Annotated in this window: 15 protein-coding genes; 6 read left to right on the top strand and 9 right to left on the bottom strand. The window is 65.4% G+C overall.

What is annotated here, in order from left to right; translation table 11 throughout:
• The 6 genes from G6N38_RS13060 to G6N38_RS13035 all read left to right on the top strand — a co-directional run bounded on the left by G6N38_RS13060 (position 1) and on the right by G6N38_RS13035 (position 7601).
• Positions 1 to 2343 carry a TPR repeat domain-containing protein gene (locus tag G6N38_RS13060; protein WP_163747950.1) on the top strand — a complete coding sequence of 781 codons (2343 nt, stop codon included), beginning with the start codon at positions 1 to 3 and terminating at the stop codon, positions 2341 to 2343.
• The gene (locus G6N38_RS13055; protein WP_163747948.1) at positions 2330 to 3199 is read left to right on the top strand and encodes a hypothetical protein; all 870 of its coding nucleotides are present in this window, start codon (positions 2330 to 2332) and stop codon (positions 3197 to 3199) included. The genes G6N38_RS13060 and G6N38_RS13055 overlap by 14 nt, the downstream gene beginning before the upstream one ends.
• Positions 3196 to 3924 carry a class I SAM-dependent methyltransferase gene (locus G6N38_RS13050; RefSeq protein ID WP_246227893.1) on the top strand — a complete coding sequence of 243 codons (729 nt, stop codon included), beginning with the start codon at positions 3196 to 3198 and terminating at the stop codon, positions 3922 to 3924. Before G6N38_RS13055 ends, G6N38_RS13050 begins: the two co-directional genes overlap by 4 nt.
• A 50-nt stretch (positions 3925 to 3974) precedes the next feature.
• The gene (locus G6N38_RS13045) at positions 3975 to 5456 is read left to right on the top strand and encodes a glutamate-cysteine ligase family protein (protein WP_163747947.1); all 1482 of its coding nucleotides are present in this window, start codon (positions 3975 to 3977) and stop codon (positions 5454 to 5456) included.
• Between the two features lie 10 nt (positions 5457 to 5466).
• Positions 5467 to 6144, top strand: coding sequence for a class I SAM-dependent methyltransferase (locus G6N38_RS13040; RefSeq protein WP_163747945.1), 678 nt, complete (start codon positions 5467 to 5469; stop codon positions 6142 to 6144).
• A gap of 104 nt (positions 6145 to 6248) precedes the next feature.
• Complete coding sequence (locus tag G6N38_RS13035; protein ID WP_163747943.1) at positions 6249 to 7601, top strand: MFS transporter; 1353 nt, start codon at positions 6249 to 6251, stop codon at positions 7599 to 7601.
• A gap of 54 nt (positions 7602 to 7655) precedes the next feature.
• Here G6N38_RS13035 and egtE read toward each other — a convergent pair whose 3' ends face one another.
• From egtE to G6N38_RS12990, 9 genes are all read right to left on the bottom strand, one after another.
• Complete coding sequence (gene egtE, locus G6N38_RS13030; protein ID WP_163747941.1) at positions 7656 to 8771, bottom strand: ergothioneine biosynthesis PLP-dependent enzyme EgtE; 1116 nt, start codon at positions 8769 to 8771, stop codon at positions 7656 to 7658.
• Positions 8768 to 9733, bottom strand: a complete 966-nt coding sequence (egtD, locus tag G6N38_RS13025; RefSeq protein ID WP_163747939.1) for an L-histidine N(alpha)-methyltransferase — start codon at positions 9731 to 9733, stop codon at positions 8768 to 8770. The genes egtE and egtD overlap by 4 nt, the downstream gene beginning before the upstream one ends.
• Positions 9730 to 10461 carry an ergothioneine biosynthesis protein EgtC gene (egtC, locus tag G6N38_RS13020; RefSeq protein WP_163747937.1) on the bottom strand — a complete coding sequence of 244 codons (732 nt, stop codon included), beginning with the start codon at positions 10459 to 10461 and terminating at the stop codon, positions 9730 to 9732. The genes egtD and egtC overlap by 4 nt, the downstream gene beginning before the upstream one ends.
• Positions 10461 to 11747, bottom strand: a complete 1287-nt coding sequence (gene egtB / locus G6N38_RS13015) for an ergothioneine biosynthesis protein EgtB (RefSeq protein ID WP_163747935.1) — start codon at positions 11745 to 11747, stop codon at positions 10461 to 10463. Before egtB ends, egtC begins: the two co-directional genes overlap by 1 nt.
• On the bottom strand, positions 11744 to 13033 hold the full coding sequence (egtA, locus tag G6N38_RS13010; RefSeq protein ID WP_179968517.1) for an ergothioneine biosynthesis glutamate--cysteine ligase EgtA: 1290 nt from the start codon (positions 13031 to 13033) through the stop codon (positions 11744 to 11746). The genes egtB and egtA overlap by 4 nt, the downstream gene beginning before the upstream one ends.
• 66 nt (positions 13034 to 13099) lie before the next feature.
• Entirely contained in the window at positions 13100 to 13750 is a 651-nt protein-coding gene (locus G6N38_RS13005; RefSeq protein ID WP_163747933.1) for a sensor domain-containing protein, read from the bottom strand.
• Between the two features lie 4 nt (positions 13751 to 13754).
• On the bottom strand, positions 13755 to 14183 hold the full coding sequence (locus G6N38_RS13000) for an organic hydroperoxide resistance protein (RefSeq protein ID WP_179968516.1): 429 nt from the start codon (positions 14181 to 14183) through the stop codon (positions 13755 to 13757).
• Positions 14184 to 14191: 8 nt separating this feature from the next.
• Positions 14192 to 15640, bottom strand: coding sequence for a catalase (locus G6N38_RS12995; protein WP_163747929.1), 1449 nt, complete (start codon positions 15638 to 15640; stop codon positions 14192 to 14194).
• Positions 15641 to 15767: 127 nt separating this feature from the next.
• Positions 15768 to 16211 carry a hypothetical protein gene (locus G6N38_RS12990; protein ID WP_163747927.1) on the bottom strand — a complete coding sequence of 148 codons (444 nt, stop codon included), beginning with the start codon at positions 16209 to 16211 and terminating at the stop codon, positions 15768 to 15770.
• Positions 16212 to 16488: the final 277 nt, after the last annotated feature.

Here is a 16488-nt window from a genome sequence, read left to right as displayed (position 1 = left end):
ATGAGCATGTCCCTGGCCGACCTGGACCGGTGGGACCCCAACGCCATCCATGAGGTCTTCTCCGCGGTGACCGGCCACTCCGAGGCGACCCGACAAACATCGCAAGGCCTCGGCCAGGTGATGGCGTCGGTGCCCTTGGAAGGCGCGGCACACGATGCGGCCATGCGGGCGAGCTCCGGCATTCAACGGGATCTCGATCTGCACGCCGACCAACTCGATGCCGTCGCTAACGCGGCGAGCACCGCCGAGACCGAGGTCCGGGGAATCAAGTCGGACTGGCAGAAGATCTGCCGGATGGCCGACCGCTGGGGAATCACCATCGATATCGAGACCAACGAGATCCTGCCGCCGAATCCGCAGCCCACCGATCCCGATGACATCGCCGAGCTCGAGCGCCGGATGGACATCATCCATGACGAAATTGTCGAGTTGCTTGACCGAGCGAACAACGCTGACCGCGACCTCGCAGCCGCGATCGACGGCGCGAACGGGACCATGTCGGCCGCCGACGTCGACCGTGAACTGCACGATGGCCCGCACACGCCGATGGACAACGGGTTGGGCGCCGGCGACGGTCTGGCCCTGCAGAGCGGCCAGCTCACCGATCAACAGCGGCAGCGCCTTACCGAGGCCACGACCTTGTCGCCGAGTCAGCTCGAAGCACTCCAACGCGGCGATCTGGTGCTACCGCCCGACCAATTGGGTTATCTGATCGGCGTGTCACAAGCTCTCGGCGACAAGACCCCGCAACAGGTGTCCGACTTGATGGGCAAGCTGGGGCCTGACGGTGACAAGCTCGCTTCGGCGCTTCATCTGGCGTCCAATCCCTACATCAGTAGCGGAGTGCCCGGCCAGGGCAAGCCGGGAACCGTGGGGTACGTCCCCGACCGGGGCGGCAAGTTCGCGCTTCCGCCGGGCCTGGCCAACGCGCCGGTGATGCAAGAGTTCTATCCGCCTCCCGGCATGCCGGGGCAGCCCGGCGGCGGTATGCCGAAACCTCTCGCACCACCGATGGCCAACCAGCAACTGATGGCTCTGGCCAATATCGCGGCGAAGGGCGATCCCGGGGTGAAGATGGGCTCTGGTCTGGACGCTCTGGTGCTGGACAAGGCGCACGCGCTGGTCACCGCGTCGAACGACCAGGCGCTGCCGACGGGGCCTGCTGGCGCCGAAATGGATCGAACAATATGGGCCAAGAACAGCGTTGACCCCACACTGCAGCACATGCTCGATGTGGTGCATGGCGATTCGTTGGTGGTTCACGACGCCGTGACGGGCGCTGCGGTGGATGGTCTGTCAGCGGATCCTGCTCGGGGCCAACAGTTCCTGGGCGACATGTTCAATCATGACTACGCCGACGGCGGCAAGGCGGTCGGGAGCCTGTTCGACAACATCGAAGGCCAAGCGGTAGTGCATGACCCCGGTAACGCGACCGAGGTTGCACTCGCCGAGCGGGCGGGTCAAACCGCCCACGCTGCGGCCTTGAAGCTCTCCGACGAGCACCTCCTGAATCTCAACGGTGCAGGAGACAGTCTGGGACAAATGAATCCTGAACTTACACAAAAACTTTCGCACGCTCTGTCGCACTACATTCCGGACATGATGAACAACCGCTTGGAGGACACCCGCGGCTTCGGATTGCTCGATGACGCACTCGGCATCGGGGAAGGACACCTCCCACTAACACAGGGCGTCTTTGCGGTACTCGACAGCGACGACACAGCGTCGCAGTACATCAACAAGGCGGCAGAAGGCTATACAGCTCTTTGGCACCAAGAACTGGCTCAGTCGATCGCAAAGTCCTTGACCACAGGTGACTCCAGCGCGATTGACTACGCCGACGCGACCACCATCGGTGAAATGTATGGAATCCGTGACCACGCCAACCTAGTCGAAGCCAACGATAGAATCACCGATGACAATCTCGCGGCTCAAGCGGCTTACGACAGGCGTAAGGCGTGGATCGACGGCCTCGATGGCGTCGGATCCTCGGTGCCGGTTGCTGGCCAGTACGCCAGTACGGCTGCGTATGCGTTAAACCAAATGTTTCTCGGTGATGCGCCAACGCCCTTACCCCTAGGTGACACTGAACTCAGAGGATCTATACCGGCGCAATACGCGCTAGCGGCGGAGCTGTACAGCGCTGGGGTCGGAGATACGAGCGGGCTGGCGCCGTACGCGCTGCCCGATGGTTCGGGATTGCAGGACTATCGATCTCAAGCTTCGAAGGCCGACGGAGGTGCATTCAGGAATGCGGTACAAGATTACCTAAATACCCTGGGGATACCCAATTCACAGATCTGGGCAAATTACACCGAGGGGTACAACAATGCGCTCAAGTAGCACCAATGCGTGCGCCGCTTTGATTATCGCGCTTGTTGCATTCACGATTAGCAGCTGCAATTCGCGCCACGACTCGGCCCATGAATCGCCGACTGCCCCTGCCGCTGAATTTCCGAATCTTACACCGCTAGCGGCGAACATGCGTTTCCATTGGAGCGCGGACCCTGGCATCGACTTGTACAACGGGCCAGCCGTACCCATTCGCGCCTATTTGGAATCGTTTTTCCTCATCAATCTCCTTTCGAATCCCGATGCGGGATACCCGGGTTTTAAACGCGCGGTTCCGTATCCGCCCGACGGGGTCTTCGATATCAAGCGCATCAACAATCCGGCTCCGCGCATCGACCAATCCACTTCCGTGATCGGCCCCTACCTGGATAAACCTCTGTATGGCGTGGATTATCTACACATCCTGCGGATCACGCCGATTCCCGACGGCTTTTCCACGCGGGTATGCGTCGCCGAACAGGGGTTGTACATCGTTACGCCCGAAAAGAAGTACCGGCCGATGTTCAGCGGTAGCGAGCTGAAACCATGGGTCATGCGCGTCGATTTCAGCGACCAGACACCCACAACTGGTCCACCGGCGCCCGCAAGCCCTACCGCTCCCCAACGGGGACCTCTGCCCGCTCCTGCCGAAGACGTGTTCGGGCCGTGGGTTGCAACTGCAGGACGGCCATTGCCGGAGTGGTTCACTCCAGATGGCAGGTCCGGCAAAGATCCTGAAACTGATGCCCTTGAGCAGCAGTGCGCAACCAGCATGCAGACCCCCGGCCTGCAACTGCCGGGCCCCACATTCGACAATCCCCCACCCGCACCTGCTCCGGTGCCCGGCTGGCCGGCACTACCCGGATGATCGCCGACATGCCCCGCGGCGGCCCGGATGCCTCCTGCCTGGACCGGCTACTGCAGACCAACCGTCAGGAGTACCTCGACCGCGACGACATCGGCGATGACGTCAAACGCGGCATCGTGGCCGCGCTGGACCGGGTCGGCACGATGTTCCGCGAGCACGATCGCAACGCCGAACTCGTACTGCGTGAAGTGGCCGACATCGTCGACCCCAAGATCCTCGAACTCGGTGCCGGCCACGGCGCGCTGAGCCGCACCGTGCTCGAGCAACATCCCACCGCCCACGTCACCGTCTCCGACGTCAACTCTGAATCCGTCGCGGCGATGGCGGCCTCCGACCTCGGTGACCACCCCCGGGCAAGCGTGCGCACTATCGACGCGACCGCGATCGACGCCGCTGACGGCGAGTTCGACCTCGCCGTCTTCGCGCTGTCGTTCCACCACCTGAACCCCACCCAGGCCGCACAGGCCCTCGCCGAGGGCACCCGGGTAGCCAAGGCGATGCTGGTCATCGACCTGCCACGAATGCCGTCGCCGCTGCACATCGCCAAACTGGCGATCATGGCGCCGCTGGTGTGGTGGCCGTTCGCCCACGACGGGTTGATCAGCTCGCTTCGCTCCTACAGCCCCTCGGCGCTGCGGGCGCTGGGTTCCCACGCCGATCTCGACGTCGACGTCAGCACCAACCCGTTCGACCGGCAGGTGCTGGTAGCCCGGCGCCGCACCTGATCTGGCCGATTTGCTTGCGCAGCCTCCGCTGAACAGGTTGCATCGACGACGTGGGGGAAGAAGTCAAGCACGCCAGCTTCAACCGGGCGCACCGGCAGCAGTACCGGCGCAAGGTGCAGCTGTGCCTCGACGTGTTCGAAACCATGCTGGCGCAGTCCAGTTTCGAGTTCGACCGCCCGCTGACCGGCATGGAGATCGAGTGCAACCTGGTCGACGATGACTACCAGCCTGCGATGTCCAATCAAGAGGTGTTGGCCGCGATCGCGGATCCGGCCTATCAGACCGAATTAGGCGCCTACAACATCGAATTCAACGTTCCGCCGCGCCCGCTTCCCGGCCGGACGGCGCTGGAGTTGGAGGACGAGGTACGCGTCAGCCTGAATGCCGCCGAAACCAAGGCCAACACCGACAATGCGCACATCGTGATGATCGGCATCCTGCCGACGCTGATGCCGCAGCATCTGGCCGGCAGCTGGATGAGTCCGTCGCTGCGTTACCAGGCGCTCAACGACTCGATCTTCACCGCCCGCGGCGAGGACATCCTCATCGACATCACCGGACCCGAGCGGCTGAGCCTGCACGCGGAGTCGATCGCCCCCGAATCTGCCTGCACCAGCATGCAATTGCATCTGCAGGTCTCGCCAGCCGACTTCGCGGCCAACTGGAATGCTGCGCAGGTACTGGCCGGCCCGCAACTGGCACTCGGCGCCAACTCGCCCTATTTCTTCGGCCACCAGCTGTGGGCCGAGACGCGCATCGAGCTCTTCGCACAGGCCACCGACACCCGCCCCGACGAGCTCAAGGCCCAGGGGGTGCGCCCGCGAGTGTGGTTCGGCGAGCGCTGGATCACCTCGATCTTCGACCTGTTCGAAGAGAATGTCCGCTACTTCCCGTCGTTGCTGCCCGAGCTGTCCGACGAGGACCCGGTTGCCGAGCTGGCCGCCGGGCGTACCCCGCAGCTGTCCGAACTCCGGCTGCACAACGGGACGGTGTACCGCTGGAACCGGCCGGTCTACGACGTCGCGAACGGCCGACCACACCTTCGGGTGGAGAACCGGGTGTTACCCGCCGGGCCTACGGTCGTCGACATGATGGCCAATTCGGCGTTCTACTATGGCGCGCTGCGCGTACTGTCCGAAGAGGACCGCCCGCTCTGGACGAAGATGAGTTTCACTGCGGCACAGGATAATTTCATCGAGTCCGCTCGGCACGGGATGGACGCCCGGCTGTACTGGCCCGGCCTGGGCGAGATCACCCCCGACGAACTGGTGCTACGCACTCTGCTGCCGATGGCCGACGAGGGTCTGCGCCGCTGGGGGGTGGCCACCGAGGTGCGCGACCGCTATCTCTGGGTGATCGAGGGCCGGGCCAAGACCGGCCGCAACGGATCGGCATGGCAGGTCGCCACGGTGCGGGCGCTGCAGAGCTCTGGCATGGCCCGTCCGCAGGCGCTGGCCGAAATGCTGCGCCGGTACTGCGAGCTGATGCACAGCAACGAACCGGTCCATACCTGGGACGTGATCGCGGAGTAGGTTGGGGGCCATGGATTCTGAGGTGATGGATTGGGACAGCGTCTACAAAGAAGAAGGCGGGTTCGCCGGGCCGCCGCCTTGGAACATCGGCGAGCCGCAGCCCGAGCTGGCCGCGCTGATCAGGGACGGAAAAGTCACCGGTGAGGTACTCGATGCCGGTTGCGGGCATGCCGAACTGTCCTTGGCTCTCGCCGCGGCCGGCACCACCGTCGTGGGCATCGACCTGTCCCCCACGGCCATCGCGGCGGCGACCGCGGCCGCACAGGAACGGGGGCTGACCAATGCGACGTACGTGTGCGCCGATATCACCTCCTTCACCGGATACGACGAGCGATTTTCCACGATCATCGACAGCACGCTGTTCCATTCACTGCCGGTGGACCGCCGTGACGCCTACCTGAGTTCGATTCACCGGGCCGCCGCACCAGGGGCGCGGCTGTTTGTGCTGGTGTTCGCCAAGGGCGCGTTCCCACCGCACGCGGAAACCAAGCCCAACGAGGTCGACGAAGACGAGCTTCGGGCAGCGGTGTCCAAGTACTTCGTGATCGACGACGTCCGCCCGGCTAGGATCCACTCGCACAAGCCGGAAATGGCCGGCATGCCCGACCTCGATATGCCCGTGGACCTGGACGAGAAGGGCCGGGTAAAGATGCCCGCCTTCCTGGTCAGCGCGCACAAAGAGGGCTGAATCTGTTTACCGCGCACGAAATAGTGGTCAATCCAGCGGAAACGGCCGCGTAGCGCGTTCCGGTCATCACATGATGGGTAACACTGACATGCGATGAAGGGTGGATGACGACCGTGCAACAGGAACTGCCCACAAAGTCAGTGGCGAGCAACGTGATTCGGGGATCGCTGGGCAATCTGATCGAATGGTACGACTGGTATGCGTATGCCGCATTCAGCGTCTATTTCGCAAGCGTGTTCTTCCCGTCGGGTAACCAAACGGCGCAACTTCTGAACACCGCGGGTATTTTCGCGGTCGGCTTTCTGGTCCGGCCATTGGGCGGGTGGATCTTCGGCCGCTACGCCGACCGGTTCGGCCGTCGCGCGGCCCTGACAGTGTCGGTGCTGCTGATGGGCGCGGGCTCATTGGGAATCGCGGTGCTGCCGGGCTACGCACAGATCGGCACGCTGGCACCAATCCTGCTGGTCGTTCTCCGGTTGCTACAGGGGTTGTCGCTGGGCGGCGAGTACGGCACGTCGGCCACGTATCTGAGCGAAGTGGCCTCCCCCAACCGGCGCGGCTTCTATTCCTCATTTCAGTACGTGACGCTCACCAGCGGTCAGCTGCTGGCACTGGGCATTCAGATCGTCCTCCAGCAGCTGCTCTCCCCGGCAGAGCTGCACTCCTGGGGATGGCGCATCTCCTTTGCCGTTGGGGCATTGGCCGCACTGACGGTCATGTGGCTGCGCCGCACGATGGACGAGTCGGAGAACTTCACCCTCGCCGCCGAGGAGTACACCGAGCGCGGCACGTTGCGACTGCTTCTGCGCTATCCGCGGGAATGTCTGACCGTGGTCGGTCTGACGCTCGGCGGGACCATTGCGTTCTATACCTTCACTACATACATGCAGAAGTTCATGGTCAACACCACCGGCCTGCCGAAGGAACAGGTGACGTGGATCAATTTCGTCGCGCTGGTGATCTTCGTCGGTCTGCAGCCGGCTTTCGGGGCACTCTCCGACCGGGTGGGCCGTCGCCCGCTGCTCATCGCCTTCGCGGTGAGCACGACCCTGTTCACCGTTCCGCTGTTGTCGGCGGTGGCCCGAACGGACTCGGGCATGACCGCGTTCCTTCTGATGATGGCGGGCCTTCTGATGGTGTCGGGTTATACCTCGATCAACGCGGTGGTGAAGGCGGAGTTGTTCCCGGCCCGGATACGCGCACTGGGAGTCGGTCTGCCTTACGCGCTGACGGTCGCCATCTTCGGCGGCACCACCGAGTACGTCGCGTTGTGGCTCAAGAACGTCGGCCACGAGGCCTGGTTCTTCTACTACGTGGCCGGCGCCGCACTGGTCTCACTGCTGGTCTATGCATTCATGGGCGAGCCCTCTAAACGCTCGCAGCTCGAGCGCGAGGCCGACGAACTGCGTGAACTCGAACTCGCCAACGGCCCGGCAACTTCAGTTAAGGATTCCTAGCATCAGCGCTACGCACGTGCTGGCGCACTCGACGAGTTGTTGAGCTGAGCCACTTCAGGTTACGGCGCGCAGCGCCGTAACGAACGCCTCGATATCCTCGGTGTAGGCGTCAACGTGCGGCGAGACCCGCAGCACCGCCGTCGTCATCTCCAGCGGTGCCCGCTCAATGCCGGCCGCGGTCGTCACGATGCCGTGCTCGGCTATCAGCCGGGCCCGCACCCGCACCGGGTCGGCGCCGTCAGTTGGCGCCAAGGTGGTGATCGCGGTGGGCTCGTCGGTGGGTTCCACCACCCGCCAGCCGGGAACGTCGGCGAGCAGGGTGCGGGTGAGGCGCCCCAGCGCAGCCAACCGCTGCCGCACCGCCTCCGGTCCCGCCGCGAGGTGCAACCCCACCGCCACCGAGAATCCCACCCGCGCGGCAATATTGGCCTCGCCGAATTCCAGGCACTGCAGCGCCGACAACGATCCCGCCCACTGCGGGGACTGCAGCAGATCGGCCAACGCTGGACGGACGGCCAGCACGCCGACCCCGCGCGGACCGGCCAGCCACTTGCGCGACGAGGAGTAGACAGCGTCAGCGTCGGCCACACAGTCGATATGGGCCAGCGCTTGTGCGGCATCGACGACGAGTGGGACGCCGATCTCCCGGCACACTGCCGCGATCGCGGCGACCGGTTGCACGACACCACGGTGACTGGCGACCGCGGTCAAGTGGACCATCGCCGGCGGATCGTCCGCCAACACCGCGCGAGCCGCGTCGGGATCGACCCGGCCGAGGCCGTCGACCGGCAGTGTCCGCCGGGTGAAGCCACAGGAGGCGAATTCAGCGAGGTTGGGTCCGTACTCTCCGGGCAGGCAGGCCACGGTGCGCTCCATCGGCCACCCGCCGAGCAGCAGCTGCAGCGCATTACCCGACCCGGTGGTGAAAACGACGTCGTCGGAGGACATCCCAGTGAGCGCCGCGACACCGGCTCGGCCGGCGTCCAGCACCGACGTTGCCGCCTGCGCGGCGACGTAGCCACCGACCTCGGACTCGTGGCGGGCATGGGCCGCGGCCGCGTCGATCGCCACCAGGCTCTGGCGCGAACACGCGGCACTGTCCAGATGCACACCGGCAGCGGGCAGCCGGGCATCACGCCAGCTCTGCGCCAGGGTCTGCGGCGCGCTCACTTCACCGCCAGCGAGAGCCCGAAGTCGCCCGCCGGGTCGGTCCACCAGTGGGTACGTCGCAGCCCGGCCTCGGCGAGTTCCTGCGTGACGGTATCCGGGCGGAACTTGCACGACACCTCGGTGAGCATCTCCTCGGCCGCTGCGAAGTCGACTCGCAACCCGATCCCGCCGACTGTCACCTGCTGCGGAGTCGTTGCCCGCAGCCACATTTCGATGCGCTCCTCGTCGGCATTCCACCGGGCGATGTGTTCGAAGGCCGTCGGGTCGAAATTCGCGTCCAGTTCGCGGTTGACCACCGCCAGCACGTTGAGGTTGAACCGCGCGGTGACACCGGCGCTGTCGTCGTAGGCACGGACCAGCCGGCCGGTGTCCTTGACGAGATCGGTGCCCAGCAGCAGGCTGTCCCCAGGATCGAGCACATCGGCGAGCGCGGCCAGGAACTGCTTGCGTGGGCTGGGCGTGAGGTTGCCGATCGTAGACCCCAGGAAGACGAACAGCCGCCGCCCGCCGGACGGGATTTTGGCCAGGTGTTCCTCGAAATCACCGCACACGGCCTCGATCTCGAGACCGGGATACTCGCTCCCCAATGCCGCACCCGCGGACTCCAACACACTCGAGTCGACGTCGAAGGGCACAAAGCGGCGCAGCGAGCCGTTGTCGCGCAACGCGGTCAGCAGCTGCCTGGTCTTCTCCGAGGTGCCGCTGCCGAGCTCGACCAGGGTATCGGCGCCACTGGCTGCCGCGATCGCCGGTGACTGGGCGCGCAGGATCTGCGCCTCGGCCCTGGTCGGGTAGTACTCCGGAAGCCGGGTGATCTGGTCGAACAGGTCGCTACCGACTGCATCGTAAAACCACTTGGGCGGCAATGACTTTGGATTCTGCGTCAGCCCGCTTCGCACATCGTTGCGCAGGGCCTGGGCAGCGGAGTCGGCAGCCAGATAGTTCGACAGCGTGAATGTCACGAAGATCCTCTCAGCGGCGTCAGCGACACCCGTCCACCACTCACCTCGACAAGGTGTCGGTCGGGAATGTCCTGCCAATCGGGATGGTCGTCATAGGGCTCGCTGGCCAGCACCACGCCGTCGTCGCGGCGCAGCATCGACAAGGTGTCCCCCCACGTGGTGGCCATTAGTCGAGATCCGTTGGCCGCCATAATGTTCAGTCGTGCGGCTGGATCAGACGCGCCAACCTCGACGATGGTGTCGGCAAGGTTCTGCAGACCTCGGTCGAAGATCAGGGCGGCCAGAACCGCGCTGTCGACCGTCGATTCGGCGGCGCGGCTCACCGGCAGCACCCCGCGGTCAACGACCCCGTTGTGCGACAGCAACCAGCTACCGTTGCTGAACGGCGCCGACGCGCTGGCCTCGATGGGCATCCCCACCGTGGCCGAGCGCACCGCGGCGATCACGCAGCCGCTGCGCAGCGCCGGCGCGACCGAGGCGAATGACACGTCACCCCACAGCGGTGACGCGCTGCGCCAGCGCCGTACGTCCCCGCCGTGCTTGTCCCCCGAGCCGCGTCGATCCTGCCCGCCGGGATCGAAGAAACCCACCCCCCAGCCGTCGGCGTTGATCAGTCCGTGCTTCTGCCGGCGCGGGGCGTAGGACTGCACTCGCAGACTGCACGGTGGATCGAGGACCAGCGAGGCGACCGATACCGGCTCACCCAACCAGCCGAGATGCCGGCACATCAGACGTCCCACGCCAGGCGCACACCGGAGAATATCTGCCGGCGGATCGGGTGATCCCAGTTGCGGAAGCTCGGCCGCAGTGTGTCGGCAGCCACCGCCCACGAGCCCCCGCGCAGCACGTGAAAGTCCCCGTCGAAGAACGGCTCCGAATAGCGCCGATAGATCATCGGGGTGAAGCCGGGCCACGGCCGCAGCGGCGAGGTGGTCCACTCCCACACGTCACCGAGCATCTGCTCGGCGCCGTAGGCTGATGCCCCGGCGGGATAGGCGCCGACGGGTGCCGGCCGCAGCGCTTCACCGCCGAGATTGGCCAGCCGGCCGCTCGGCTCGTCGGAACCCCACGGATAGCGGCGCCGCACACCGGCACCGGGATCCCAGGCGGCGGCCTTCTCCCACTCCACCTCGGTGGGCAACCGGGCGCCTGCCCACGCCGCGTAAGCCTCGGCTTCGAAGAAGGTGACATGTTGCATGGGTTCGTCACCGGGAATCTCCTCGACGTGACCGAACCGGGTCCGGGTGCCGTCGCGGTTCCAGAATTCCGGTGCGTTCAGGTCGGCCTGGATCCGATGCCCCCAGCCGCGCGGTGACCACCAGCGCTGCTGGGTGTAGCCGCCGTCGTCGACGAACTGCCGCCACTCGGCATTGGTCACCGGCACCCGACCGATCCGGAAGGCCGGCACGTCGACCACGTGGGCGGGGCGCTCGTTGTCCAGCGACAGCGGTTCGCTCTGCGCATCGACACCCAGCACGAACGGACCACCGGCCACCAGCACCGAGGTGCCGGCCAGGCCGGACCGCCCGGCGGGAAGGGAGCCTCGCTGCGCCAGGATCGGAGCTCCGCTGCGGAGATTGAGCGCCTGCAGCATGGTCTCGTCGTGCTGGTTCTCGTGACTGATCACCAGCCCGAACCGAAACGCGACCTCGGCGTCGTCATCGCGGTCAGGCAAGGTGTCCAGCACCTCGAGCGCGGCCGCCCGCACGCTGCTGCAGTAGGCGCGTGATTGCGCAGGCGACAGCAGCGGCAGGTCGACGCGGCTGGCTCGGGTGTGCACGAATGCGTCGTAGAGACCTTCGATGTTGGCCGGCAACATGCCTGGCCGGTGCGGGTCACCGTCGCGCAGCAGCCACAGCTCCTCCTGCTGGCCGATATGGGCGAGGTCCCACACCAGCGGGCTCATCAGCGGGTTGTACTGGCGATGCAACTCTGCGTCGTCGAAGTCGGTGAGAGCCAGGGTGCGCGCGCGGACCCGATCGAGATCGCGGGCCAGAGTATCCCGCCCGATCATGGTGTCGCCCTGGCCATCTGCAGGACGGCACCCTCAATGCCACTGCTGATGGCCTGGTCGGCGAAATCGTCGGCGGGACAGCGGCCATTCTCCACGCTCTGCACCAACCGCTGCATCGACTCGGATAATTCCGCTGGTGCCCGTTCGGCGGCCACGGCCACGCAGCGATTGGCGGCCTCGTAGAGCCGATTGTCGGCCAGACCGACCCGGGCGGCCAGATCCCATGCCGTGGCGACCGGCTCGACGGCCTCGGCCGCCAGCTCCGCGGCGACCGGATCGTCGAGCAGCGTGACCACCAGGAACACCACCGCCGGCAACAACTCATCAGGCACGCTGTCGAGGTAACGGATCTCCAGCCAGCGCCGCGGGCGCACTGGCGGGAACAACGTGGTCAGGTGGTAATCGAGGTCGGCGGTCGTGGGCCGACGACCGCCCAGCAAGACGAGCCCGTCGGCCCAATCGGCGAACGGGACATGCTCGGTGACCGCAACCGCCTCCGGACTATGCACCAGCATCACCGGCGCTTTGAGCGCATAGCGGGCCCAGTCGGTGCATGGGTCGTCACCGCTGGCGCCAAGAATTGGTCCACAGCGCGCCGAATCCAATTGGCTCCAGACTCGCTGGCGGGTGGAGACCCACCCGGTGAATCGGCCGGCAAGCAGCGGCGAATTGGCGGCGATCGCGATCATCGTCGGGCCGAGCGCATGCGCCAGCCGCACCCGGTCAGCCCAGCCGTCGCGGGGACCGGCGTCGAGGTTGATCTGGATCGAGGCGGTCGACGTCATCATCGCCGCGCCCGCACGTCCGGTACGCGAGGCGGTGAAAAACCGCTCCATAGCCTGATAGCGGGCGCCGGGGTTGACGCGGTGCGGGCGGCGCAGCGGGTCTGCCCCCAATAGGGCAAGCCCGAGGCCGGCCTCGGTGAACGTCGACCGCAAGGCTTCCCGGTCGGCGACCAACGCCGCGATCGCCGCCGACGGCCCGTCGGCCGGTGGACCAGACAGTTCCACGGCGCCGCCGGGCTCCACGGTGACGGCGCTGCCGCCGGGCAGCGGCCCCACGGTGGCGATCACGTCGTTGAGCTCCGACCAACCCGGCCGCCGCCGCGGATCATGCAGGTCGAAACAGTGCGCCTCAAGTTCCAACCCGACCCGACCGGTCGGGCCGTGTTCTAGAGAAGCGCCCGCGATGTGCAGTGCTGCCGAGGTTGCGCTGTTCAGAACACGCTCACCGGCGGCCGGGCCGCTACGTGCTCGACCCGGCTCAGACGTGACGACGAACGTCATGAGATCCATTTTCCAGACCGCACCGACAAATTTCCTCGATCCACCGCTGACATGTCCGTGACGTGGCTATTGACCCAGCGTGTTCTGCATGGCACCGGCTAGAACGTTGACCGCGGGCCCGCCGTTACCCGACTGACAGACCTTGGCTTGCAGGAGCACGTTCTCCCGCAGCCGGGTCTGGGTGTAGCAGCGGCGATCAGTGCCCGCTTCCTGTTTGACCCAGACCGCATCGGTGGCCGTTGGCGCGGCCCCACCGAACGACCACACCTGCGTGGTTCCGTCGTCGAGGTGCATAGCCGTGGTCTGGCCGGCGCAGCCGACGGTGCGATCGGTGATGCGGTGGAACGCACGGTTGGCGGCCTCGACCGTGGCGAACACCCCGATGGCCTGCTTGACCAGGTGGTTCTGGTCGGTCGCCGACGTCTGGGTCACCGCACTGTTGAATGACGCCAGGTCGGGATCGAGGTACACCTCCGGCAGCCCGATATCGGCCCAGTTGTTGCACGCCGGCAGGTCCACCCAGTACGTCTGAACCGGATCGGTGTTCACCGATTCCCAGGTCATCGGGGCGCCGACGATGTTGCCGACGGAACCCTTGCCGAGCACGGCATAGGACACCACACCCGGATCCGACGGACGAGCCTGCGCCGGAGCGGCCGCGGCGAAACCGGTGATACCGGCGGCCAACGCCGCAGCCGCCGCGACAGCGGTGCGCATCGCCTCAGACCTTGGCGGTCAGTGTGACGTCGATATTGCCGCGGGTGGCCTTGGAGTACGGACAGACCTGGTGTGCCTTGCCCATCAGCTCCTCGGCCTGCCCCTGCGTCAAGCCCGGGAGGTAACCGATGAGGTGAGCGTTGATGCCGTAACCACCGTCGTCGTCCTTGCCGAATCCGACCTGCGCGGTGACCCCCGATGCGCTATCGAGTGCGATCTTCTCCGTTCGGGCGACCACCTGAATCGCGCCCAGGAAACAGGCGGCGTAGCCCGCCGAGAAGAGCTGCTCGGGATTGGTGCCTTCACCGCTGCCCCCTGCCGCCTTCGGAGGTCTGGTCTCCAGATCGATTCGCTTGTCCGAAGACTTCACATGTCCGTCGCGTCCTCCGCCGCTGGCGGTCGACTCCGCGGTGTAGATGACATCGATACTCATGGCGTCGATCATGCCAGCTCGGCGCGCACACCTTCCTCGATCTTCTTACCTAGGTCAGGGTCGACGTTGCGCCAATACTCAAACACCCTGGACAGCACCGGTTCCTTCACACCGTCAGAAACATGCCCGATAACGTTGCGCACCAACCGATCTCGGGCGGCGTCGTCCATCACTTCCCGCACCAACGTGCCGGCCTGACCCCAGTCGTCGTCGTCTGGCCGCAGCGTATACGCAGTGCGCACCATGTCGCCGTCGGAGGTCCAGTGCACTTCAGCGGCCCGCGCGGGATCGGCTTCTGGGCCGCCCATCGAGTTGGGCGCGTACACCGGATCGGTCGCGTTGCGGATACGCATCGCGCCGTCCTTGGAGTAGGCGTTCACCTCGACCTTGGGCTCGTTGACCGGGATCTGCTTGTAGTTGACGCCGAGCCGGTGACGATGGGCGTCGCTGTAGGAGAACCCGCGGGCCAGCAACATCTTGTCCGGGCTCAAACCGGTCCCCGCCACGATGTTGTTCGGTTCGAAGGCAGCCTGCTCGATTTGAGCGTGATAGTCGACGACGTTGCGGTTCAACGTCATTCGTCCAACCTCGTGCAACGGATAGTCGCTGTGCGGCCACACCTTGGTCAGGTCGAACGGATTGAACCGGTAGGTTCTGGCGTCTTCGAACGGCATGATCTGCACGTGCAGGGTCCAACTCGGGAAGTCGCCGTCCTCGATTGAGTTGTACAGGTCGCGCTGGTGGTAGTCGCCATCCTCGCCCGCCAACCGGTCGGCATCCTCCTGGGTCAGGTAGTCGATGCCCTGGTCGGTCTTGAAGTGGTACTTCACCCAGAACAGCTCCCCGTCCGGGTTGAGCCAGCTGTAGGTGTGACTGGAGTAGCCATTCATGTTGCGCCAGGTCTTGGGGATGCCCCGATCGCCCATCAGATACGTCACCTGATGCGCAGACTCGGGCACCAGCGTCCAAAAGTCCCACTGCATGTTGTGGTCTCGAAGGTTGTTGGCGGCCATCCGTTTCTGACTGCGGATGAAGTTCTGGAACTTCATCGGGTCGCGCACGAAGAACACCGGTGTGTTGTTGCCGACCATGTCGAAGTTGCCCTCGCTGGTGTAGAACTTCAGCGCGAAGCCGCGCGGGTCGCGCCAGGTGTCTGGGCTGCCCCGCTCGCCGGCGACAGTTGAGAATCTTGCGACCATCTCTGTCTTGATGCCCGGCTGCAGGAACGCCGCCTTGGTGTACTGGCTGACATCGTTGGTCACCTCGAACGAGCCGAACGCGCCGCCGCCCTTCGCGTGGGGTTGGCGCTCCGGGATGCGCTCCCGGTTGAAATTGGCCATCTGCTCGATCAGGTAATGGTCCTGGAGCAGGATCGGACCATCGGGTCCGACTGTCAGGGAATGCTCGAAACTTGGGACCGGCGCACCAGCATCGGTCGTCGCGTACTTCTCTGTCATTTCTCGTGCCCCTCTCTCAGGCTGTGGGCCTATCGAGGAGCGAGTACCCGCGAAGCACGTTCCCATCACAGCCGAAAGCCCAGCGCCCTCTGGGGGGGTGAGGGCGCTGGGCGGCTCGGTGGAGACGTCAGGGACGCGGCGTGGGGTTGGCGGCAGCACCAGGGCCGGTACCGCCCGGTCCAGCGGGTCCGGCATTGGGCCCAGCGGGACCACCGGGCCCCATCGGACCTGGGCCGCCGGGCCCACCGGGCCCCATCGGACCCCAGGGTCCCATGCCCGGCATCATCCCGGGTCCACCGCGGTGATGAAACTCCTGTGAATCACCGCCGTGTTGGTGCCAACCGCCTCCGTGACCACTGTGGCGTCCGAGGGCGAATCCTGTAAAGAAAACGGCGCCGACGATGAAAATAGTTCCCGCCGCGATCGCCACCCATGCGGCAGCCTGGTAGAGCCGGTTTGGTCGGTCCGCGACGGGAGCCGGCCCGTAGTACGCGGGCGGTGGCGGTGGCGGCTCAAGCGTGGCGACAGGACTGGTGGCGGGCTCGTCGGCCCGCTCTGGTGTTTCGGTCATAAATCGATCATCCGAGCCTGCTACCCAGCGTGGGCTAGGTCGGACCTTTGAGTTGGCTATGAATGACGTTCCGGAGCGTCGGAGTGGCCTGGTTTCATCCTGCGGCTGCAGGACTGGACAGTGCCAGCGAACTTTGCAACCATATCGCAGGGGTTGCTCAAAAGGAGTTTTCGCGGTGCTGTTCTATCTCTACCTCACCGGCATACCGTTGTTCGCTGTCCTGGCATGGGCGTTCTCCGAAGCCTTTCATACAGGTGACGCCGTACGCGGCCGAGTC

Source organism: Mycolicibacterium helvum, assembly GCF_010731895.1.
GTDB classification, from domain to species: domain Bacteria; phylum Actinomycetota; class Actinomycetes; order Mycobacteriales; family Mycobacteriaceae; genus Mycobacterium; species Mycobacterium helvum.
This window is presented reverse-complemented; position numbering and strand designations above follow the sequence as displayed.

Coding starts and splice junctions, on each gene's coding strand:
- G6N38_RS13060 (WP_163747950.1), top strand. CDS start 1: ATGAGCATGTCCCTGGCCGACCTGGACCGGTGGGACCCCAACGCCATC.
- G6N38_RS13055 (WP_163747948.1), top strand. CDS start 2,330: ATGCGCTCAAGTAGCACCAATGCGTGCGCCGCTTTGATTATCGCGCTT.
- G6N38_RS13050 (WP_246227893.1), top strand. CDS start 3,196: ATGATCGCCGACATGCCCCGCGGCGGCCCGGATGCCTCCTGCCTGGAC.
- G6N38_RS13040 (WP_163747945.1), top strand. CDS start 5,467: ATGGATTCTGAGGTGATGGATTGGGACAGCGTCTACAAAGAAGAAGGC.
- G6N38_RS13035 (WP_163747943.1), top strand. CDS start 6,249: ATGACGACCGTGCAACAGGAACTGCCCACAAAGTCAGTGGCGAGCAAC.
- egtC (WP_163747937.1), bottom strand. CDS start 10,461: ATGTGCCGGCATCTCGGCTGGTTGGGTGAGCCGGTATCGGTCGCCTCG.
- egtB (WP_163747935.1), bottom strand. CDS start 11,747: ATGATCGGGCGGGATACTCTGGCCCGCGATCTCGATCGGGTCCGCGCG.
- egtA (WP_179968517.1), bottom strand. CDS start 13,033: ATGACGTTCGTCGTCACGTCTGAGCCGGGTCGAGCACGTAGCGGCCCG.
- G6N38_RS13005 (WP_163747933.1), bottom strand. CDS start 13,750: ATGCGCACCGCTGTCGCGGCGGCTGCGGCGTTGGCCGCCGGTATCACC.
- G6N38_RS13000 (WP_179968516.1), bottom strand. CDS start 14,183: ATGAGTATCGATGTCATCTACACCGCGGAGTCGACCGCCAGCGGCGGA.
- G6N38_RS12995 (WP_163747929.1), bottom strand. CDS start 15,640: ATGACAGAGAAGTACGCGACGACCGATGCTGGTGCGCCGGTCCCAAGT.
- G6N38_RS12990 (WP_163747927.1), bottom strand. CDS start 16,211: ATGACCGAAACACCAGAGCGGGCCGACGAGCCCGCCACCAGTCCTGTC.